At 70.1% G+C, this 20,864-nt stretch carries 20 protein-coding genes; 12 read left to right on the plus strand and 8 right to left on the minus strand.

All coding sequences use genetic code 11. The annotated features are described in order from the left end of the window. Window positions 1-10: 10 nt before the first annotated feature. Window positions 11-1,819 (minus strand): long-chain fatty acid--CoA ligase, encoded by a 1,809-nt coding sequence (locus tag MAY35_RS21995; protein WP_238423413.1) that lies wholly within the window; start codon window positions 1,817-1,819, stop codon window positions 11-13. A gap of 107 nt (window positions 1,820-1,926) precedes the next feature. Between MAY35_RS21995 and MAY35_RS22000 the strand changes: the two genes are divergently transcribed. The 6 genes from MAY35_RS22000 to MAY35_RS22025 all read left to right on the plus strand — a co-directional run bounded on the left by MAY35_RS22000 (window position 1,927) and on the right by MAY35_RS22025 (window position 6,557). Further along, complete coding sequence (locus MAY35_RS22000) at window positions 1,927-2,367, plus strand: hypothetical protein (RefSeq protein ID WP_238423414.1); 441 nt, start codon at window positions 1,927-1,929, stop codon at window positions 2,365-2,367. Continuing rightward, entirely contained in the window at window positions 2,367-2,804 is a 438-nt protein-coding gene (locus MAY35_RS22005) for an SRPBCC family protein (protein WP_238423415.1), read from the plus strand. The genes MAY35_RS22000 and MAY35_RS22005 overlap by 1 nt, the downstream gene beginning before the upstream one ends. Window positions 2,805-2,824: 20 nt before the next feature. Next, window positions 2,825-4,075 (plus strand): ArsA-related P-loop ATPase, encoded by a 1,251-nt coding sequence (locus MAY35_RS22010; protein WP_238423416.1) that lies wholly within the window; start codon window positions 2,825-2,827, stop codon window positions 4,073-4,075. Window positions 4,076-4,197: 122 nt separating this feature from the next. Then, window positions 4,198-4,656 carry a hypothetical protein gene (locus MAY35_RS22015; RefSeq protein ID WP_238423417.1) on the plus strand — a complete coding sequence of 153 codons (459 nt, stop codon included), beginning with the start codon at window positions 4,198-4,200 and terminating at the stop codon, window positions 4,654-4,656. Further along, window positions 4,656-5,639, plus strand: a complete 984-nt coding sequence (locus tag MAY35_RS22020; RefSeq protein ID WP_238423418.1) for an ROK family protein — start codon at window positions 4,656-4,658, stop codon at window positions 5,637-5,639. Before MAY35_RS22015 ends, MAY35_RS22020 begins: the two co-directional genes overlap by 1 nt. 207 nt (window positions 5,640-5,846) lie before the next feature. Further along, entirely contained in the window at window positions 5,847-6,557 is a 711-nt protein-coding gene (locus MAY35_RS22025) for a 1-acyl-sn-glycerol-3-phosphate acyltransferase (RefSeq protein WP_238423419.1), read from the plus strand. Between the two features lie 66 nt (window positions 6,558-6,623). On the opposite strand, the gene MAY35_RS22030 is transcribed toward MAY35_RS22025, so the two are convergent. Continuing rightward, on the minus strand, window positions 6,624-8,198 hold the full coding sequence (locus MAY35_RS22030; RefSeq protein WP_308192489.1) for a mannosyltransferase: 1,575 nt from the start codon (window positions 8,196-8,198) through the stop codon (window positions 6,624-6,626). 104 nt (window positions 8,199-8,302) lie between these two features. Here MAY35_RS22030 and MAY35_RS22035 point away from each other — a divergent pair, with 104 nt between their 5' ends. Both MAY35_RS22035 and MAY35_RS22040 read left to right on the plus strand, forming a co-directional pair. Further along, on the plus strand, window positions 8,303-8,785 hold the full coding sequence (locus tag MAY35_RS22035) for a polyadenylate-specific 3'-exoribonuclease AS (protein ID WP_238423421.1): 483 nt from the start codon (window positions 8,303-8,305) through the stop codon (window positions 8,783-8,785). A gap of 44 nt (window positions 8,786-8,829) precedes the next feature. Continuing rightward, entirely contained in the window at window positions 8,830-10,221 is a 1,392-nt protein-coding gene (locus MAY35_RS22040) for a class II 3-deoxy-7-phosphoheptulonate synthase (protein ID WP_238423422.1), read from the plus strand. An 18-nt stretch (window positions 10,222-10,239) separates the two neighbouring features. Here the strand turns inward: MAY35_RS22040 and MAY35_RS22045 are convergent, their stop codons facing one another. Then, window positions 10,240-11,478, minus strand: a complete 1,239-nt coding sequence (locus tag MAY35_RS22045) for a protein kinase (protein WP_238423423.1) — start codon at window positions 11,476-11,478, stop codon at window positions 10,240-10,242. A gap of 145 nt (window positions 11,479-11,623) precedes the next feature. Between MAY35_RS22045 and MAY35_RS22050 the strand changes: the two genes are divergently transcribed. Next, window positions 11,624-11,989, plus strand: a complete 366-nt coding sequence (locus tag MAY35_RS22050; RefSeq protein WP_238423424.1) for an Rv2175c family DNA-binding protein — start codon at window positions 11,624-11,626, stop codon at window positions 11,987-11,989. Here the strand turns inward: MAY35_RS22050 and MAY35_RS22055 are convergent. Continuing rightward, on the minus strand, window positions 11,977-13,569 hold the full coding sequence (locus tag MAY35_RS22055) for an alpha-(1->6)-mannopyranosyltransferase A (protein WP_238423425.1): 1,593 nt from the start codon (window positions 13,567-13,569) through the stop codon (window positions 11,977-11,979). The genes MAY35_RS22050 and MAY35_RS22055 overlap by 13 nt on opposite strands. Next, window positions 13,566-14,753 carry a polyprenyl synthetase family protein gene (locus MAY35_RS22060; RefSeq protein ID WP_238423426.1) on the minus strand — a complete coding sequence of 396 codons (1,188 nt, stop codon included), beginning with the start codon at window positions 14,751-14,753 and terminating at the stop codon, window positions 13,566-13,568. The genes MAY35_RS22055 and MAY35_RS22060 overlap by 4 nt, the downstream gene beginning before the upstream one ends. An 11-nt stretch (window positions 14,754-14,764) precedes the next feature. Here MAY35_RS22060 and metF point away from each other — a divergent pair, with 11 nt between their 5' ends. Then, window positions 14,765-15,742: a methylenetetrahydrofolate reductase [NAD(P)H] gene (gene metF / locus MAY35_RS22065; protein ID WP_238423427.1), complete on the plus strand. Its 978-nt coding sequence runs from the start codon at window positions 14,765-14,767 to the stop codon at window positions 15,740-15,742. Between the two features lie 51 nt (window positions 15,743-15,793). Here the strand turns inward: metF and MAY35_RS22070 are convergent, their stop codons facing one another. From MAY35_RS22070 to MAY35_RS22080, 3 genes are all read right to left on the minus strand, one after another. After that, complete coding sequence (locus tag MAY35_RS22070; protein WP_238423428.1) at window positions 15,794-16,759, minus strand: DUF3153 domain-containing protein; 966 nt, start codon at window positions 16,757-16,759, stop codon at window positions 15,794-15,796. A gap of 82 nt (window positions 16,760-16,841) precedes the next feature. Beyond that, window positions 16,842-18,476, minus strand: coding sequence for an NAD(P)/FAD-dependent oxidoreductase (locus MAY35_RS22075; protein ID WP_238423429.1), 1,635 nt, complete (start codon window positions 18,474-18,476; stop codon window positions 16,842-16,844). A 1-nt stretch (window position 18,477) separates the two neighbouring features. Beyond that, window positions 18,478-19,152 carry an N-acetyltransferase gene (locus tag MAY35_RS22080; protein ID WP_238423430.1) on the minus strand — a complete coding sequence of 225 codons (675 nt, stop codon included), beginning with the start codon at window positions 19,150-19,152 and terminating at the stop codon, window positions 18,478-18,480. Window positions 19,153-19,547: 395 nt separating this feature from the next. Between MAY35_RS22080 and MAY35_RS22085 the strand changes: the two genes are divergently transcribed. Beyond that, entirely contained in the window at window positions 19,548-20,021 is a 474-nt protein-coding gene (locus MAY35_RS22085; protein ID WP_238423431.1) for an SAV_6107 family HEPN domain-containing protein, read from the plus strand. A gap of 165 nt (window positions 20,022-20,186) precedes the next feature. After that, complete coding sequence (locus MAY35_RS22090) at window positions 20,187-20,591, plus strand: DUF3040 domain-containing protein (RefSeq protein WP_238423432.1); 405 nt, start codon at window positions 20,187-20,189, stop codon at window positions 20,589-20,591. Window positions 20,592-20,864 lie beyond the last annotated feature (273 nt).

Below are 20,864 nucleotides of genomic sequence, written 5' to 3' on the forward strand. Positions count from 1 at the left end.
CGGCGCCGCGTCACCTCTGGTAGATGGCCTCGATGTCGTCGGCGAACTTCTCCACGACCACGTTGCGCTTCACCTTCAGGGTCGGCGTCATCTCGCCGGTCTCCTCGGTGAAGTCCGTCGGGAGGATGCGGAACTTCTTGATCGACTCGGCGCTCGACACCGTCTTGTTGGCCTGATCCACCGCGGACTGCACCTCGGCGCGAAGTTCCGCGTCGTCGACGAGGTCGGCGACCGTGGCCGACCCGGGCTTGCCGTTGCGCTCCTTCCATGCGGGGAAGGCCTCGGGATCGATCGTGATGAGGGCCGCGACAAAGGGTTTGGCGTCTCCGACCACCGTGGCCTGCGAGATGAGCGCGCTGGCGCGGATGACGTCCTCGAGCCCGGCGGGGGAGACGTTCTTTCCGCCGGCGGTCACGATCAGTTCTTTCTTGCGGCCGGTGATGGTGATGAAGCCGTCGGAGTCCACGGTGCCGAGGTCGCCGGTGTGGAACCAGCCGTCCTCGACCGCGGTCGCGGTGGCCTCCGGGTTCTGCCAGTACTCCTGGAACACCACGCCGCCGCGCAGCAGCACCTCGCCGTCCTCGCCGATCCGTACGGCGTTGCCCGCCAGGGGCTTTCCGACGGTCCCGATGCGCGACGCCGATGGTGTGTTGACGCTGAACGCGGCGGTCGTCTCGGTGAGGCCGTAGCCCTCGAAGACCGGGACGCCGATGCCGGAGAAGAAGTGGCCGAGGCGGGCTCCCAGCGGCGCCCCGCCCGAGATCGCCATCTGGCATTCGCCGCCGAGGGCGGCCCGCAGCTTCTTGTAGACCAGCGCGTCGAACACCGTGTGCTTGACCCGGAGCGCGAGACCGACCTGCCCCTTCTCACTCGCCTGCGAGTACTCGATGGCGGTGTCGGTCGCGGCGTCGAAGATCTTGCCCTTGCCGCCGTCGTGGGCCTTCTGGCGTGCGGTGTTGTAGACCTTCTCGAAGACCCGTGGCACCGACAGGATGAGCGACGGTTTGAAGACCGCGAATTCGTCCACCAGATGCGGGATGTCGTTGGTGTGTCCGACCTCGGCGCCGGCCTCGATCGCCACGAGCGTGATGGCCCGCGCGAGGACGTGCGCCAGCGGCAGGAACATCAGCAGGCGCTTGGAGTCCTGGGCGATGACCTTGTCGAGGATGTCGCCTTCGAGGACCGCGCGGACCTCGGACAGCATGTTGGCGTGGGTGAGCTCGCACCCCTTGGGGCGGCCGGTGGTGCCCGAGGTGTAGATCAGGGTGGCGGCCTCGGCCGCGCCGACGCCGGCCCGGCGCTTGGCCACCTCGTCGTCGTGGACGTCGGCACCGGCGGCGACCAGCTCGTCGACGGCGCCCGGGCCGTCGGTGCGGTCGATCTGGAACACGGTGACCGGGCCGGTGAGGGAGTCGATGGACTCGAACGCGGCCCGGTGCCCGTCGTCTTCGAGGACGATCGCCACGGCGCCGGAATCCTGCATGATCCACTCGATCTGCCCGGCGGAGGACGAGTCGTAGATCGGCACCGTGATCGCGCCCGCGGACCAGATCGCGAAGTCGAAGAGGTTCCATTCGAGTCGGGTGCGGGAGAGCAGCGCCACCCGGTCACCGGGGTTGATCCCGGAGGCGATCAGTCCCTTGGCGATCGCGGTGATGCGGGCCGCCGCGTCGGCGGCGGTGATGGGTGCCCACTGGTCGCCCTGCTTCTGGCGGAACACGATGTGCTGGGGCGTTCGCCGGGCCAGGTCGAAGATGATGTTCGTGCAGTTCTCGTCGTCGGCGATCGAGAACGTCGCGGGCACGCTGTACTCGCCCATCGTGGTTACCCTCCAGTAGACAACAATGAGCCGATCGTATCCCCGCCCCGGATTCGCCTGTTCGCGACGTCGCTTTCGGGTGCACTACCCTGCGTCGACGCGAGTATGTGAAGCTAGTGGACGTGACGAGCATCCAGGTGGCCGACGAGGTCTTCGTCGCGGCGGCACCGCCCTTGGCGGCCGCCGTGATCGGCGATCCCGCCAACTGGCGCCGATGGTGGCCCGACCTGCGGCTGACCGTCACCGAGGATCGGGGGGAACAGGGCGTGCGCTGGCGTGTGGAAGGCCCGGTCTCGGGGACGATGGAGATCTGGAACGAGGCGGTGCTCGACGGTTTCGTCCTGCACTACTTCCTGCACGCAGAGCCGACCGGTCGGCTGCCCGAGGACTCGCGGGCACGCGCCGACGCCCTCGCCGAGGAGAACCGGATACGACGCGTCACGGGCAAAACCGTCTCCTTCGAATGCAAACGACTCCTCGAGGACGGCCGGCCCGCCGGTGCGCCGGCCACCGGGTATCCCGCGGCGGCCGGGTCCGGGGCCCGGTGATGGCCGATCACACCGAGCGGTCCATCGTCATCGGCGCCGACGCCGACGCGATCCTCGCCGTGATCGCCGACTTCGCGCACTACCCCGAGTGGGTCTCGGCGGCGCGTGAGGTCGAGGTGCTGCGGACCGACGATGCCGGACGCGCGCTCGAAGTCCGGTTCGTTCTCGACGCGGGCGTCCTCCAGGACACGTATGTCCTTGCCTACGACTGGGATCCGGCCGGCACCTCGGTGTCGTGGCGCCTGGTGTCGAGTGATCTGCAGAAAGACCAGCAGGGTCGCTATGTGTTGACCCAGCAGGTACCCGGATCCACCAAGGTGACCTACGAGCTGATGGTGGATCTGCAGATCCCGATGATCGGACAGCTCAAGCGCCGCGCGGAGAAGGCGATCACCGACGCGGCACTGCTCGACCTGAAGAAGAGGGTCGAAGGCTGATCGATCTCACACCCATCCACGTGGTGCTCGGCCCCGGTGGTGCCGGCGTCTCCACGGTCGCGGCGGCCGGCGCGACGCAACGCCCCGGTGCGTCACGCCGATCCCGCACGACCCCGTCGAGGTCGGGGATCGGCGGCACCGAGGCCCACACCCTGCTGATCACCGTCGATCGCTGGTCACCGGTGCACGACTGGGCGCGGGTGTACCGACAGCCCGACGAACCGGTCGCGGTGTCGCGATATCTCCATCTGCTGACCCTCGACCGCCTCGACCTCACCGAACGCACCTGGTCGGCCTTCGTCGAGGTCCTCGAGCACACGGTGAGTCGCAGCAAGACGGCGTTGCCCGGTGTCGGGACACTCGCCGGGATCGATGCCGCCGAGCTCACCTCGCTCCCCGGGATCGACGACTTCCTGCTGCTGCGCCGCATCCGCGACGAGGCGGTCAGCGGTCGGTGGCAGCGCATCGTCGTCGACTGTTCCGGGTGCGGGGATCCGTTGCAGTTCCTACGAGGTGGCGCGGTACTGAGTCAGGCGCTGAACCGCTTCTGGCCCCGGCACCGCAGGTTGGCGACGGCCTCAGAGCGGCCGGTGATCGCGCAACTGATCGCCGCGGTGGATGCCATCGACCGGGACTGTCTCGACCTCGCGGACTTGTTCGCGGACCCGCACGCGGTGGCGGTGCACCTCGTGCTCGCCGCCGACGACCGTTCTCGGCGACTCACGCCGCAGTATCTCGCCGCGGCCGATCTGATGGGTCTGCCGCTGGCCTCGATCCACGTCAACGGCGGTGTCGGCCGCGAACCCGCCGAGACGATCGTGGACATGGTGCAGGCCGACCTGGCGGGTGACGAGGGCGGCTCGGTCCGCATCGAGGTGGTCGACGCGTCGGCCGAGACCATCGACCGCGTGGCCCGTCTGCGCAAGCTGTCGGTGACGCTTCCCGAGCCGCACGGTGTGCCGCGCGGCTCGGCTGCCGCCGCGGTCGTCTCCGGTGGGCCGGCCGATGGTGCCGATGACGATGGCGACGACGGGCAGGCCGGCGACGCCGATCCGACCTTCCGCTTGTCCTGGCCCCAGCGTCTGCCCGATCCGGACTCATTCGCCCTGGGCCGCAGTGGCGACGACCTCCTCGTGACCATCTCGGGCTTCCGCCATCCCGTTCGGCTTCCGTCGGTGTTACGGAGGTGCACGGTGGTCGGCGCCGACTGGGACGGTGCCAGTCTGAACGTCGCGTTCGTCCCGGACCCGGCGGTGTGGCCGCGCAGGTAGGACCCGACGGGCGCCGCGCGGTACGGTTCGCTGGAATGAACCGCTCACGGCGTCCGAGGCTCCGGAGCCGTGGGCGGGCGAGCGCGGACGCGAGACGACAGTGCGAGGAAGGGGAGGTCCCGATGGGCACGGACGAGGAGACGTCCCGGCAGGCCGGCGACGGGTCCGGCCGCGACCGGCACGACGGGACCGCTGATCCCGTGCGTGATCTGCTGCTCGGGCTCGCTGCCCAGATCGACCATCTCGCCGCGATGTTCGCGCCCGGACCGCAGGATGCGGCTGCTGCGGGAGCCGGTCTCGGCGCGTTCGCGCCCGGCGGGCCGCTGGGGAACGCGCTGGCAGGTGCCTCGGGGGAGATCACCTCGCTGCTGACCGAGATCGGTGATCTGATCGCCCGCCTGATCGCGGCGGTCGTCGCGGTGCTCGAGGCCATCGCCGAGGCCCTGCGCTCGGCGCCCTCGACGGCTGCGGCCCCGCGCCACTACGAGCCGATCGCGGTCCGCATCGGTCCACCGGCCCCCACACCTGGCGAACCGGCGCGTCCGCCGCGGCGCGAGGCCGACCCGGAGGCGGAGACCTGATGGGTGACTTGACGATCGGGATCGACATCGGTGGCACCAGCGTGCGCGCCTCGGTCGTCGACGACCGCGGTGCGATGCTCGACACCCTGCGGGCGCAGACCCCGCCGACCGCCCAGGCGCTCGAACACTGCCTCGACCGTCTCGTCGGTGAACTGACCTCACGCTGGGACGCCAAGGCCGTGGGTCTGGCGATCGCCGGGTTCCTCACCACCGACCGGAAGATCGTCCGGTTCGCGCCGCACCTCCCGTGGCGCGAGTCGCCGGTCGCCGAGGACATGACCCGCCGTGTCGGCATCCCGGTGTTCGCCGAGCACGACGCCAACGCGGCGGCCGTCGCCGAGTGGCGGTTCGGAGCCGCGGCGCGCGGACACAACACCGTCGTCCTCGCGATCGGAACCGGAATCGGCGCGGGCTTCGTCATCGACGGCGAGATCTATCGCGGAAGTTACGGGGTCGCACCGGAACTCGGACACCTGACGATCGTTCCCGACGGGCGTGCCTGTGCCTGCGGCAAACGGGGATGCTGGGAGCGCTACTGCAGCGGCACGGCTCTGGTGGACACCGTCGTCGAACTGCTGGCGGACGGCGACTGGGGACGTAGCCAGCTCGCCGCCGATGTCGCCGCCGACCCGGGTTCGCTGACCGGCCGGCGGGTGGCGGGTGCGGCCGCCGACGGTGACGCCGTCGCGCTGGCGGCGTTCGCCCGCTTCGCGGCGTCCCTGGGCCAGGGGCTCGCGATGATCGCCGACATCTTCGACCCCGACCTCATCGTGCTGGCCGGTGGCGTCGGCGCGGCGTCGGGTCTGTTCCTCGACGAGGCGCGCGAGCACTACGCCCGGCAGGTCACCGGCGCCGGACACCGTCAGCTCGCCCGCATCCGCGGCACGCAGCTCGGCGAGACGGCCGGTGTGGTCGGCGCCGCAGAGGTTGCGCGGCAGGCGATCCGGTCCGTACCCGACCGTGAACGAGAAGCTCGCGCCTAGCCCCCACCGCGGCCGGGTGCCCGACGACGCCGCGGCCCCGGCTCGGCGCGGGTCGAACGAACCGACACCGCTGCCGATGCCGATGCCGGTCGGTAGAGTTCGACGCGGGTAAGGTCTTGTCGTCGGAGTACCCACCGGGTCCGCGGGTGCGGCACCGGTCGTCCGACGGTGACAGCATCGGTCGGCGTGCGCGGCGAGGAGAGTTCCATGTGGTACTGGGTGTTCAAGTACATCCTCATCGGTCCGCTTCTTCGGGTCCTCGGCCGGCCCACGATCGAGGGGCACGAGAACATCCCGACCGACGGTCCCGCGATCCTCGCGAGCAACCACTTGGCGGTGATGGACAGCTTCTTCCTCCCGCTGATGGTGGATCGGCGGATCTACTTCCTCGCCAAGAACGAGTACTTCACCGGAACCGGTCTCAAGGGCGCGTTCCAGCGCTGGTTCTTCACCGCCGCCGGCCAGATCCCCATCGACCGTTCCGGCGCCGAGGCCGCCGAGGGCGCGTTGACCGCGGCGCGTCGTCAGCTCGCCGCCGGGAAGCTGATGGGCATGTACCCCGAGGGCACCCGTTCACCGGACGGCCGCCTCTACAAGGGCAAGACCGGACTGGCGCGCCTGGCCATGGACACCGGTGTCCCGGTCATCCCGGTCGCGATGATCGCCACCCACAAGTTCAACCCGCCCGGCAGCATCCTGCCCCGGCCCACCAAGATCAGCGTGCGCATCGGCACGCCGCTCGACTTCTCCCGGTATGAGGGGATGGAGGGCAACCGCTACATCGAGCGCGCGGTCACCGACGAGATCATGTACGAGCTGATGCAGCTCTCCGGCCAGCAGTACGTCGACGTCTACGCCGCCAGCCTGAAGAGCCAGGCGCCAGCGGTGGAGCCGCCGCCCGCCGCCGACGCGGCCTGAGGACACCCAGCCGCGGACGAGGCCTGAGGACGCCCCGCCGCGGATGCGGCCTGAGGACACCCGGCCTCAGCCGGTACCGCCCACGCGCGCGTCGTCGAGAACGGCGCACAGGTGGGGGAGCCAGTCCCGATCGGCGGGTACGACCTCGTCGAGGTCGAGCTCCCGGAGCTCGTCGGCCGTGAACCACTGCACGTCGAGATGCTCGAGTGCCTCCGGTGTGCCCGAACGCAGCCGGGCGAGGTAGGCGTACATCGTGAGGCCCCCGGGTAGCGACACCGATGACCCCACGGGTGCACCTGCCTCGACCTCGGCACCGAGTTCTTCCTGGATCTCGCGGTGCACGGCCACCGCATGCGACTCACCTGATTCGACACGCCCGCCGGGCAATTCCCACTTGCCGGCCAACTCGACGGGGTGGGCCCGGCGCGCCAGCAGGACCCGGTCGTCGACGACGACGGCGGCCGCGACCACCTCCGCGGGGCGTGCGTCGACCGAATCGGTCCCGCGCATCGAGCGGGTCGCGATCATCCAGCCCATGGTGACGAGTGTCGCGACCGGCCACGCGGCGCCCAGGACGGCCTCCAGGGCGGCCGGCGGGTGGGGTCCGTATTCGATCGTGACCCGCAGCAGCCACGGGATACCGAGTCCGGCCACCAGCAGCCACATCACGAGCACGGCCCGTGAGCCGCGGCGTCGGGCGCCGGCTCCGTGCACCAGCCAGATCGCGAGCGGAATGACCCAGACCCAGTGGTGGACCCACGAGATCGGCGAGATGAGCAGACCGAGGAACTGGACGACCAGCAAGACGCCGAGTGCGTCGGCCACCGATCGCCACGCGACGATCGCCACCACCGTCGCCACGATGACCCCGGCGGCCCAGATCCATCCGGTGCCGACGTCGAACCCGGCAAAGCGGGACAGGGTGCCGCGCAGGCTCTGGTTGATCACGGCCTCGACCGGGCCGATCCGGTCGGCGTCGCCGAAGAGGGTCCCGTAGTACGTGCGGGTGACGTCGGGGAAGAGCAGCAGGCAGCCGAGCACCGTGAAGACGAACGCGGCCGCGGCGGCCGCCGCGCCCAGCGGCCGGCGCACGGCGAGGTACCAGAGTCCGGTGATCGCCGGTGTGAGCTTGATACCGGCCATCAGCCCGATCAGTGCGCCGCCGGCGAGGACACCGCGGTCGGTGCGCGCCCAGGTGATGGCGGCCAGGGTGCCGAGCATGAGGAAGACGTTGATCTGGCCGTAGTCCAGGGTCACCCGCACCGGTTCGCACCAGATCGCGGGCGCGGTCCACAGCGCGGCGATCGCGTAGACATCGGTGGTCGACCCGCACAGGCGTAGGGCCAGGACCACGCATGCGTACAGTGCGGCGAACGTGGCGAGCTGCCATCCGATCGCCACGAGATCCCATGGGACCAGGGACAGGGGATACAGCACGACCGCCGCGAACGGCGGATAGGTGAAGGGCAGCGCGAAGTCCGTCTCACCGGCGTAGGTGAACAGATAGAGCGACCCGTCGGCGAGACCCGCCGAACCGTCGCGGTAAACGTGCAGGTCCACGAAGTTCCTGCCGTTCACGGTCAGCGTGTCCCAGACGAGCCGCGCGATGATGGACGCCGCCAGGAAAGCGGTCGCCAGCACAGACCTGGAGCGCACGAAATACCAGGGTAGACAGCAGAGGCCGGGTATGGCGAAACGGTGCGCGGTGAGCGGGGTCGGGTGCGGGGTGTGTGAATACTTGACGCATGCGGTTCTTCTACGACTCCGAGTTCATCGAGGACGGCACCACGATCGAGCTGGTCTCGATCGGGGTGGTCGGCGAGGACGGTCGCGAGTTCTATGCGGTGTCGACGGATTTCGACCCCGGGCGGGCCGGTGACTGGGTGCGGGCCAACGTGTTGCCGAAGCTGCCGTCGCCGTCGTCGTCGGCCTGGCGGGACCGTCGCCGCATCCGCGATGACCTGCTGGAGTTCCTGACCGCCGACGGCACCGACATCGAGTTGTGGGCGTGGGTCGGGGCGTACGACCACGTGGTGCTGTGTCAGCTCTGGGGTCCGATGACCGCGCTGCCGCGGCCGATCCCGCGGTTCACGCGGGAGCTGCGCCAGCATTGGGAGGCCGCCGGGCGTCCCGCGCTGCCGCCGGCCCCGTCGGACGCGCACGACGCCCTGAGTGACGCACGACACAACCTGCGGCGCTGGGAGGCGATCGAGAAGTCGCGCCGCTGACCCGCGGACGCGTCGGCGGCTCGGACTCCACTACTGTGTATCGGGTGGTGAACTGGACCGTAGACGTTCCGATCGACGAACTCCCCGAGCTTCCTCCGCTGCCGGGTGACCTGCAGGAGCGTTTCGACGCGGCGATGAGCCGGCCGGCGGTGCAACAGCCGAGCTGGCCTGCCGACGAGGCTCGCAAGATGCGCACCGTCCTCGAGTCGGTGCCGCCCATCTGCATGCCGGCGGAGGTCCAGACGTTGGCGTCCCAGCTGGCCGACGTCGCCGAGGGGCGCGCCTTCCTGCTGCAGGGCGGCGACTGCGCCGAGACCTTTGCCGACAACACCGAGCCCCACATCAAGGGCAACATCCGCACGCTGCTGCAGATGGCCGTCGTGTTGACCTACGGCGCGAGCACGCCGGTGGTCAAGCTCGCACGCATCGCGGGTCAGTACGCGAAGCCGAGGTCGTCGGACGTCGACGCGCTCGGGCTCCCGTCGTACCGCGGCGACATGGTGAACGGCTTCCCGGCCGACGCGGCGATCCGCGCTCACGACCCGTCCCGCCTGGTCCGTGCCTACGCCAACGCTGCCGCTGCGATGAACCTCGTGCGCGCACTCACCCAGGCCGAAGCCGACCTGACCCGCGTGCACGACTGGAACCGCGAGTTCGTGCGCACATCCCCGGCCGGCGCCCGCTACGAGGCGCTCGCCTCCGAGATCGACCGCGGTCTGCGCTTCATGGACGCCTGCGGCGTCACCGACTCGAGTCTCAACTCGGCGGCGATCTTCGCCTCGCACGAGGCGCTCGTCCTCGACTACGAGCGCGCGATGCTGCGCCTCGCCGACGATCCCGAGGGCGAGGGCAAGGTTCTCTACGATCTCTCGGCGCACTTCCTGTGGATCGGTGAGCGGACCCGCCAACTCGACGGGGCCCACATCGCGTTCGCAGAGCTCATCTCGAACCCGATCGGCATCAAGATCGGTCCCACCACGACACCCGAGCAGGCCGTCGAATACGTCGAGCGGCTCGATCCTCACAACGTCCCGGGCCGCCTGACCCTCGTCGCGCGGATGGGCAACGGCAAGGTCCGCGACGTCCTCCCGGCGATCGTCGGGGCCGTCGAGGCGACCGGGCACAAGGTCATCTGGCAGTGCGACCCGATGCACGGCAACACCCACGAGGCGTCCACGGGTTTCAAGACCCGCCACTTCGACCGCATCGTCGACGAGGTCCAGGGATTCTTCGAGGTGCATCGCGCACTCGGCAGTCACCCCGGCGGTGTCCACGTCGAGCTCACCGGCGAGGACGTGACCGAATGCCTCGGTGGCGCCCAGGAGATCTCCGATCTCGACCTCGCCGGACGCTACGAGACCGCGTGTGACCCGCGACTGAACACCCAGCAGTCCCTGGAACTGGCCTTCCTCGTCGCGGAGATGCTGCGGGGCTGACGATCCGCGCCGGCCGGGTCAGCCGATCGCGAGGAACGTCGCGCCGACCCAGTAGCCGGCGGCCCCGAGTCCCGCGGCCATCAGCAGCACCAGCACGATCCACACCAGCGCCGCGAGGCGGTTGCCGCCGATCAGTTCCGGCTCGACGACCTCGCGGCGGGATCCCTGGTCGCGAACGTCGTGGCCGCGCGACGCCTGCGGTGCCTCGCGCCGGGGCGCGTACTCCTCGACCGGGGTGCCGACCCGCCCGGCGGGCGGACGCTCATCCGCGGATCGCACTTCCTCCGACGCCGGGGTGTGCGGTCCGGGTACCGACTGCATGCGCGTCCCGTGAGCGGCTCCCGGCCCGCGGAATCGCGACACCGTCTGTCGCTCGGCCGACCGACGGGGGGCCGGGACGGTGAACGGCGGGAGGTCCAACCCGTCGGCGACGGCGAGCAGTGCGTGCTGCATCTCGAACCCGTCCACGTACCGGTCGGCCGGGTTGCGTTCGGTGGCGCGCAGCACGATCTCGTCGAACTCGGCGGGCACGCCGGGGATCACGTCGCCGGGTGCCGGGACGTCGAAGGTGAGCCGCTGATAGGCGAGCTGCAGCGGCGAGTCGCCATGGAAAGGCGTTCTGCCGGTGAGCAATTCGAACATCATCACACCCATCGAGTAGACATCGCTGCGGGCGTCGGCATGGGTCGACTCGACCTGTTCGGGTGACAGGTAGGCGGCCGTGCCGAGGATGACGCTCGCCGACGTGACCCCGGCCTCCGCGACGGCCCGCACGAGACCGAAGTCGGCGACCTTGACCTCGCCCTCGTCCGAGATCAGCACGTTCTCCGGTTTGACGTCGCGGTGGACGAGTCCGGCCGCGTGCGCCGTGCCCAGACCGCCGAGTACGGGGGAGGCGACGGCGACGACCGCGTGCGGCGGCATCGGCCCGCGTTCGCGCAGCAACTCGCGCAGACTGCCGCCGTCGACCAGTTCCATCACGAGGAAGGCGATGCCGTTGTCGATGCCCTGGTCGTAGACGGCGACGAGTCCGGGATGCTTCAGACCGGCGACCGCACGCGCCTCGAACTCGAAGCGGCGCAGGAACTGCGGGTCGCCGGAGTAGCGCGTGTCCATGACCTTGACCGCCACGTCGCGCCCCAGCCGCAGATCGACCGCGAGGTAGACCGCCGACATGCCACCGCGCGCGATGGGGGCGTCGATGCGGTACCGGCCCTCGAGGACCGTCCCGAGCATCGCGTCGACGGGAGAATTCACGGTGCTGAATCTACCTGCAGCGCCGGAGGGTCGGGGGTGAGCGCCACGCATGACCCTCGCGGGCGTCGCGGGCCGGGGAAGGCGAGCGGTGCTGTTCGGCGCGAGCGGTTTCTCCGGACCGCGATGACCCGTTACCCTTTTCGGCGTGGTCTCCCTTCCGCTCTCGCGTGACGCCCTGCCCGCCGATGTCGAGCTCCTGTCGCTCGACGAGGTCGCCGCGAAACTCGAGGTGTCCTCGAGCCGGGTGCGCACCCTGATCCGCGATCATCACCTGCTCGCCGTGTCCCGCGACGGGCAGCCGGCCATCCCGGCCCTGTTCTTCGACGACCTGGGCGTGGTGAAGCACTTCTACGGTCTGGTCGGGGTGCTGCTCGACGGCGGGTACACGCGCGACGAGGCGATGACGTGGCTGTTCACCGACCAGGACGATCTCGGTATCTGTCCGGCCGCCGCGCTGCACACCGACTCGGCACGCGAGGTCATCCGCCGCGCGCAGGCTCAGGCCTTCTGACCCGCTACGGGTTCACGACTGTCGGCGTCGTCCGGCGTCGAGCCCCACACCCACCGTCCCAGCCGACCCAGGCGTAGCGGATCGGGGGACAGGAGCGACCAGGCCGCCAGCCCCGCGAGCGCGGCCGCCAGTGCGACCTCGAACGGCTTGTAGAACACGATCGCGTCGTCGGGCTGGAACACGATGAGCATGAACGTCGAGACGCCGACCACCGTGGCGCGCACCCACGGCGGGAGGTCGAAGGCGACCGCGATGGCCAGGACCCAGGTGTAGTACCAGGGCAGGGTCGACGGTTCGAGGAGCAGTACCGCGAGCATCGCCCACGCCATCCCGGCCACGGCGTCGTGCGCATCGCGCCGGTGACGCCACCACAGGACGACCAGGGTCACCGCGAGTACGGCCGACCCGATCATGCGTGTCACCTCCAGAACCGGCTGGAGATTGAGGGCGACGAAGGGCGCGGCGACCACGGTCACCAGATGTGCGGCCAGCGTGGGGATGGTGAACCAGTTGATGATCACATCGGCCCAGCCCAGACCGGTGAGCCAGCCCAGGCCGAGGCCGACGACCAGGGTCCAGAATCCGAAGACGGCGACGGCGATGCCGACGACGGACGCGAACACCGTCATCACGTCCCGGGTGGCGACCGGGCGCCGGGAACGGATGTCGGCCAACCAGATCCACACCAGGAACGGCAGTGCGATGCCGGCGGTGATCTTGATGGAGACCGCCAGCGCCAGAACGGCGGTGCCCGCGACGTGGCGGCCGCTCACCGCGAGGGCGATCCCGGTCACCAGGACACCCATCATCAGCAACTCGACGTGCGGTCCCGCCACCAGGTGGATGAGGACCATCGGGTTGAACAACGCCAGCCACAGGCCAGCCTGGGGCGACGCGCCGAACCTGCGGGCGAGCCGTGGAATCGCCCACAGCGACAAGAAGAGTCCGGGCAGCAGGACGAGCCGGATGGCGAGCACGCCGAGGACGAGATCGTCGCCGGTGATCTCGGTGACCACCCGGAGCATCCCCATGAAGAACGGGCCGTACGGGGCCGTGGTGGTCGCCCAGACCTGCGCCATGCTGTCGACGAGCGGACCGGGCAGGTGGGCGGGGCCGTCGGCGTAGGGATCGAATCCCGCCCCGAACACGGCACCCTGGGCGAGGTAGGCGTAGACGTCGCGGCTGTAGACCGGTACCGCGACGAAGAGCGGTGCGGCCCACAGCAGGAGCCACCGGCTCATCGTCCGGGTACTCGGTACCGCCGGGGAGTCGTCGGCCTCGGGGGCATCTGCGGCCGCCTCGCCCGATGCGCGTCGCGCGGCGAAGATGCGGCGGCCCAACCGGACCCACGCGAACACCATCAGGAACACGCCCAGCCAGAAGGTGATGCCGAGGAGGTTCTTCCCGTGCCCGTAGGTGATCCAGCTGAGCCCGAGGTCGGTGAGCACCGGCGAGTTGCGCGGCCGGTCGCCGACACCGAAGCTGCCGAGACAGACGAGCCCGGACCCGATCGCGCCGAGGATCAGATCGCCGCGACCGGTACCGGCCCGGGTCTGTCCGGGCGCCACGGCCGAATTCATGCCTGTCGATGGGCGAGACGGTGTGCGACCGCGGTCAGCTCGGCGCGGATGTCCTCGCCGATCTCGGCGGTGTCGAGGGACGCCAGTGCCGACCGCAGGAGGTCGTCGATCGAGCGTTCCACCTCGGCCACGGCCCCGACATCGGTGACGATCGTTCGGGCTGAACGGAGTTCGTCGTCGTCGAGTGGCCGTCCGAGATGGGAACGCAGCGTCGCGCCGAGTGCGGGGTCGGCGTCGTCGGCACGTCTGATGGCGATGGCGCGCAGCGCGGTGCGCTTGTCCGAGGCCAGATCGTCACCGGACGGTTTGCCGGTGCGCTCCGGGTCGCCGAACACACCGAGGAGGTCGTCCTGCAGCTGGAAGGCGATGCCCAGGTCGTGCCCGATCGAACGGAGTTGCGCCACCAGGTCTTCCGGCGCCCCGGCGAGCCGGGCCCCGAGCTCCAGCGGCCGGGCGACCGTGTAGGCGGCGGTCTTGAACTCCATCACCCGATAGGCCGCCTCGGTGGACTCGTCGCCACCGGCCTCGTTGACGATGTCGAGGAACTGACCGCCGAGCACCTCGGTCCGCATGGCGGTCCACGTCGCCCCCACATCGGCGGGCAGGCTGCGGTGGTTGTCATCGGCGCCGGCCGGGTTGTGTCCGCTGGTCGAGCCCGTCGACACCGCGCCCGGTCGATGGCCGTGCACGAGGTCGTCGGCCCACGCCAGCGCGAAGTCGCCCGCCAGGATCGCGGCGGCGACGCCGTGTGAGCCCGGATCCCCGGACCACCCGGCCGCGATGTGCCTGGACTCGAACTCGCGATGGGCGGTGGGGTGTCCACGCCGCGTGTCGGAGTGGTCGATGATGTCGTCGTGGATCAGCGCACACGCCTGCACGAGTTCGAGGGCCGCGCACACACGCAGGGCGTCTGCGGCGTCGGGCGCATCGGCCGAACCGGCGACCCTGGGCACCGAGCGACGCGGCGACGAAGTGCCGCAACGCCATCCGGCGAAGGCGAACACCGGCCGGATGCGCTTGCCGCCCCGCAGGACGAAGTCCCGGATCAGCTCGGCGGCCTCACCCACCACCGGAGCGATCCCGGCAGCCGCGGGCACGGCATCGGCGAAGAACTCCCGTAGTTCGGCCTCGACGGCCGCCGGGACCTCGTCGAGCGACGTCGGCGTGGGGATCGTGGAGGTCACCCTGCCAGGCTATGCGAATCGCTCCGTACACTGTGCGGGTGACCCCAACCGCTCCGGCACCCTCGATCGTCGAACGCCTGTCCGCACCGCATCGCGGCCCGGTCCCGTTCTCCGTCGAGTTCTTCCCTCCGCGCGACGCCGAGGCGGAGGCCCGACTGTGGCGCGCGGTCCGGACCTTCGAGCGACTGTCACCCGCGTTCGTGTCGATGACCTACGGCGCCGGCGGCTCGACCCGGGACCGGACGGTCCGCATCACCGGGGAGCTCGCGGCCCAGACGACGCTGTTGCCGGTCGCCCACCTCACGGCGGTCAACCACAGCATCGCCGAGTTGCGCGCCCTCGTCGGCGCCTACGCCGACCAGGGCATCACCAACATCCTCGCCCTGCGCGGCGATCCCCCGGGCGACCCGCTCGGCGAGTGGGTCGCCCACCCCGACGGCGTCGAATACGCCGAACAGCTCGTCCGCCTCATCGACACACTCGGCGACTTCCATGTCGGTGTCGCGTCGTTCCCGGAGACCCATCACCGGTCACCCGACCTGGAGCACGACACCCGGACGCTGGTGAGCAAGCTGCGGGCCGGGGCGGAGTACTCGATCACGCAGATGTTCTTCGACGTGGAGCACTACCTGCGGCTGCGTGACCGCGTCCAGGCGGCCGACCCCGAGCAGGGCGCCAAACCCATCATCCCGGGCATCATGCCGGTCACCTCGCTGGCCACCGCCCGGCGGATGGTGCAGCTGTCGGGTTCGGTCATCCCGCCCGACGTGGAGGAGCGCTTCGCCCGGGCGGCGGGCAACGGCGCGGAGGAGGACCGTGCCGCGGTGCGGGCGGTCGGCATCGACTTCGCCACCGAGATGGCGCAGCGGCTCGTCTCCGAAGGCGTTCCGTGCCTGCACTTCTGCAGCCTGAACTTCGCCAAGGCCACGACCGAGGTCCTCGGACGGCTCGGCGTCGACATCGACGCCGCGTTGCACGTTCCGGCCTGACCCGGGACGCGCGACCGAACCGATCGGCGGGGTCCCGGCCCTGGTGGCGGACTACCGCGCCGTGGGCGGCGGGGGTGGTGTCTGCCCCGGTCCGGACGCGGTGCGCGCAGCGTCGGCTCCCGGGTCGGCCGCGGCGGCGAGGCCTTCGCCGGAGATGTTCGACGGGGTGGTCGGGTTGGCCACCGGACGTCCGGGCCGCGGACCCCGGTACCGCCTGGTGTAGGCGATGCGGACGATCACCAGGACGACGATCACGCACATCAGGACGACGAACCACGACCAGCTGCTGACGGCGGCGGTAGCCGGATCGGGGTAGGTGGCGTCGGCGCTGAAGTCGGACGGTTCGCCGGGCGCGGGCGTCCAGGTGACGGTGGATTCCCCGATCTGGTCACCGTTGGTGGCCGTCACCGGCCCGCCGAAGGTCACGGTGAGCTGGACGTAATCCCGGCCGGGGACGAGCTCGGACAGATCGGCGTCGCCGCGGAAGCGCACCACCTCACCGCTGCGCTTGGCGGTGAGGTCCATCGTGAGTGAGGTGTCGCCGTAGGCGTCGGCGATGATGTCGCCGAGCTGACCGAACTGCCCGGCGGTGAGGTCGCTGAACGTCGCGCGGGTGCCGACCCTGGTGGCGGGATCGTCCTCGTCGGCGTTCCCGTCCCCGGACCCCTCGTCGGTGTTCGAGGGCGCCGGCGATTCGGATGCCGGGGCGCCGCTCGGTGCGGACGACCCGGAGGCCCCCGCCGGTTCGGGCGTGTCGCGGTAGTCGGTCACCGACACCTGCCCGACCATCGATTCCGGGAGGTCGAGCTGTGGGGCCCCGCGAGGATTGTCCGGGGTGGTCGCGACGATGACGCTTCCCGAATACCGGTCACCGACCGTCGTGGAGCGTTCGAGGCAACCGGCCATCAGCGGCGACATCGCGACGAGCGCGACGGCCACCACGGACGGCAGCAGCCGCCGGACTCGACGGGATTCTGGCGCACCCTGTTGGGGATTCGACGATCGCACGGTGCTCATCGTGCCAGACCGGGTGTGGCCCGCGGGGCACCCGCGGCCCGCGCCGCGTCCGGCTCGTGACAGCCCGGTGGTGTCGCGTCCGTCAGGAACGGCCGAACGGCGACCGGCGCCGGCGTGCCCGGGCCTGTCGCTTCAAGGCCATGTGCGCGGCGATGTAACCGCTGGCGCCGGTGACCCCGCCGCCGGGGTGCGTCGACGCTCCCGCGAGCAACAGGCCGTCCGCGCCCGGGACGCGGTGACCGGAGAGGTCCGGCGTGGGGCGCCACATGAACATCTGGTCGATGGACATCTCGACATGCATGATGTTGCCGCCGATCAGACCGAGCTCGTCCGCGAGATCCTGTGGCGTCTGCACGTATCGATGATCGATCGACGCGGCGAATCCCGGTGCGTACCTGTCGACCTCGTCGCAGACCGCCTGCGCCGCACGGGCGCCGGCCGTCGACCAGGCGCCCTCGGCGAGCCGGTAGGGATGCCACTGCGCCCAGAGGTTGATGACGCTGCGTCCCGGCGGGGCGAGCGTCGGGTCGATCGCCGAGTAACTCATCGCGACGACGGCCGGGCGGGGTGGCAGCAGGCCGGCGGACGCCGAGCCGTATGCGGTGGCGAGCTGCGCCCGGTCGGTGACCAGCAGTCCGAGAGCCGAGTGCACACCATGCGCCGGCAGGTCGGCAGGCAACCCCTGATAGTCGGGGAGCGCCGTCGTCCCGAGTCGGACCGCCATTCCGATGCCGTTGCCGACGACGATGGTGCGTCGCCAGGCGTCGATGGCCCCGGCGTCGAAGCCGCCCGCCGCGAGCATGTCCAGCGTCGTGAGGATGTGGCATGCGTTGATGACCGTGGCGGCGCATCGCAGTTCACCGGATGCGGTGCGGACCTGCCAGTGATCGCCGCAGCGGGCCACCGACACCGCGGGGTCGGCGCAGGTGATGCGTCCGCCGTCGTGGCCGATCCGACGGACGAGGGCCTCGGTCAGCGCGCCGCTGCCACCGATCGCACGGCCCGGCGGGATGCGGTGCATCAGTGCTGCGAAACCGATCATCGGAGCCGTGCCCGGAGCGCTCATCGGCGGCCCGGACTGCGCGCCGAACCAGGCGAGGCCCGCCTTGAGCTGTTCGGAGCGGAAGTACCCGTCGAGCAGGGAGTCGCCGGAGGACATCAGTTCGGCGGTCAGGTTCGCCACCCGTCCGGAGCGTTGTCCGAAGAACCCGGTGCGAGCAGTGGAGGCGGTGTGGCCGAGGCCGCCGAAGGCGCGGCCGAACCGACCCATCGTGGCGGGCTGGTAGAACGCGTCCATGACCGAGGACGCGCGGGGTGTCCATGTCGCGACGAATCGTCGATACGACTCGGCATCCGCTGTGCCACAAGCATTTTCGATGGAAGCGCAGGTCGCGTCGAGGTCGGTGCGGAAGACGATGGCCGGTGCACTGGCGGTGGCGGGCACGAAAGCCCACGGGTCGCAGTCGACGTAGCGCAGACCGTGGGCGCCCAGGTCCAGGTCGTCGAGGACGGGGGAGTGCCGGATCATCAGGTGGGCCGAGGAGCCGCGATCGATCCGGTGGCCCGGGAAGCGTTCGACGGTCGACACCGCGCCGCCGGGGATCTCGTCCCGCTCGAGGACCTCGACCTCGTGCCCGGCCTGCGCCAGATATGCCGCGGCGATCAGGCCGTTGTGGCCTGCGCCGATGATGATCGCATCGCGCCGGGTGCCGTGCACGTCATGCCCCCGTTCCGGTGCGTGGGCCGGCTGCCGGCGGACGGAGGTCCAGCGGGAGCGGTCGGCCGAGAAAGGCGAATGGGCGAGGGTCGCCGGAGAACGTGAAGTGGCGCAGGACGTCGGAGAAACCCATGCGCCGGTACAGCGACCACGCGCGGTTGTCCTCCGCCGGGATCTCAGGTGTCGACAGGAGTACGTGACGTTCGGGGCGGTCGGCGAGCAATCGTGCGAGCAGCCACTGCCCGATGCCGCGACCCTGTGCCGACGGGTGTACGTGCAACTCGGTGAGTTCGAAGTAGTCGCGCGCGATCGCCTCGACCAGCTCCGGCGGCCGCCCGGTCTGCCGCAGTCCCACGCGGAGCTGCTGGTTCCACCACTGTCCGGTCGCGCCGGTGTACCCGTAGGCGATGCCGAGGAGGATGTCGTCGGGCCCGACGCCGACCGGGGGTCCCACCCGGCGACGAGCGGCGGGCATCGTGCGTGCCTCCCGCGGTGACACGGTGGCCACCGCGCCCACCGCATGCCAGCCCGGCCGGGCGATGTGCTCGCGCCACAGGCCCGCACGGTGGATCTCCGTGCCGCGCGGATAGTTCATGGCCGTCACGTAGATGTCGAGTGCGGGTTCGAGCCACACTCGCGCGTCCTGACCGTGCAGGCGCACCACGCGGACGGTCAACGGACGCCCGTACTCGGTGTCGTCGCGACCACGCCGGCACGCACGCCCGGCACGGTCGAGCGCGCGACCTTCGCCTCGAGAGGCATCGCTTCGTGGGCCACGTCCGGGAATTGTCCTTCCGATGATGCAGACTCTGCCGGGAATGGGGTCGTCGCTGGTCGTTGTTGTACATCTCGCCGGCGGATTCGGGCGCCGCGGGTCCGGAGAGACACCGTGGGCGTCGAAGACTCCCATACGCCTTGAAGACACACGCCAGCCTAGCTATATTGAACGTGTCGAACGGATGTTCGATGAATGTGCCTCCGCAAGCTGTTCGCGTTCATCCAGAGACACGGTCCGGCGGCGGACGAGGGAAGCGTCTGCCGCCGGACACATACAACGCAGAGGAGGTCGCCATGGCCAGGCATCGCAGCGCCACCGCTTCCGTCCCGTCGACACGGGTCGACCCGATGATGGTCGGTCGTGCTCGTGACCTCCTCGAGCGTGCGCACCTGCTCTTCGACAATGCCGACGGTGTCACCGACGACGCCGAGCGGTTCCGCCAGCTGTACCTCGTGGCGCTGCGGGCGTCCGGTGCGGCGCTGGCCGTGCACGAGCCGGTCGGAACCGTCCGTCGCAAGACCTCCAACGCCTGGACCCGGATCGGCGTGGTCGCGCCCGAACTCGCACCCATCGCGGCCCGCTTCGCGGCCCTGTCGCCGGTGCGGATGAAGATCGAGTCCGGGATCATCCGCACACTCGACCCCGACAGCGTTGCCGGGATGCGCATGCTCGTCCTCGACTTCCTGCGTCGGGTCGAGACCATGATCATCGCGTACGAACAAGGAAAGTCGGGTTCGGAGCTGCCGCAGATCGGGGCCACGGCGTGAATCCGGCCACACTTTTGCGACTTCTGACGCGGACCGGTGATTCCCACAGCAAGGAATGGTGGTCGCGGTCGGTTTCACCTCGTATCATGGGACGATATAGGCGCAGACGCCTTTCCGGTCGCGGGTGACCTTCGTCGGCGTCACGGATCAGTAGAAGGAGGGTCGGTGCCACTTTCGGAGCACGAGCAACGCATGCTCGAACAGATCGAGAGCGCTCTGTACGCGGAAGACCCCAAGTTTGCGTCCAGTGTCAAACGTCGACGCCTGGGCAGGTCGAGCGGTCGTCGTCGCTTGCAGGCGGCGGCGATCTTCGTCGTCGGACTGGTGATGCTCGTCGGCGGACTGATCGTCGACATCAGCATCGGCGGGTTCCCGATCGTCAGTCTGCTGGGCTTCCTGGTGATGTTCGGTGCCGGACTCTTTGCGCTGTGGGGTGGCGGCTCGTCCGAAGCCACCGCCTCCACGCCTCGCGGAGGAAAGAAGCAGTCCGGCCCGGCTGGGTCGGGGTCCAAGCGCAAGTTGTCCGAACGAATGGAAGAGCGGTTCAACCGCCGGTTCGAACAAGAATGACCACCTGACCATCTCGGGTCCTCCGACGTCCGGCTGATCGCCGACCGCCGCAGACGTCATCCCCATAACCGAAACAAGCCGCGCGCCATGAGGTGCGCGGCTTTTTCGTCGTTCCACCCGTGCGGACCCATCTCGCGGCCGCGGTCTCCCCACTCCGCCCCACCGGGTTGCCCCACTTCACCCCACCGGGTTGCCCCACTTCGCCCCACCTGCTGATTTCGTGCGCCTCATACGGCTCATCGGTCCCATCCGCACCGCTGGTCAGCGCTGTTG

Source organism: Gordonia sp. 'Campus' (genome assembly GCF_022206305.1).
In the GTDB taxonomy this organism is placed as follows: Bacteria; Actinomycetota; Actinomycetes; order Mycobacteriales; family Mycobacteriaceae; genus Gordonia.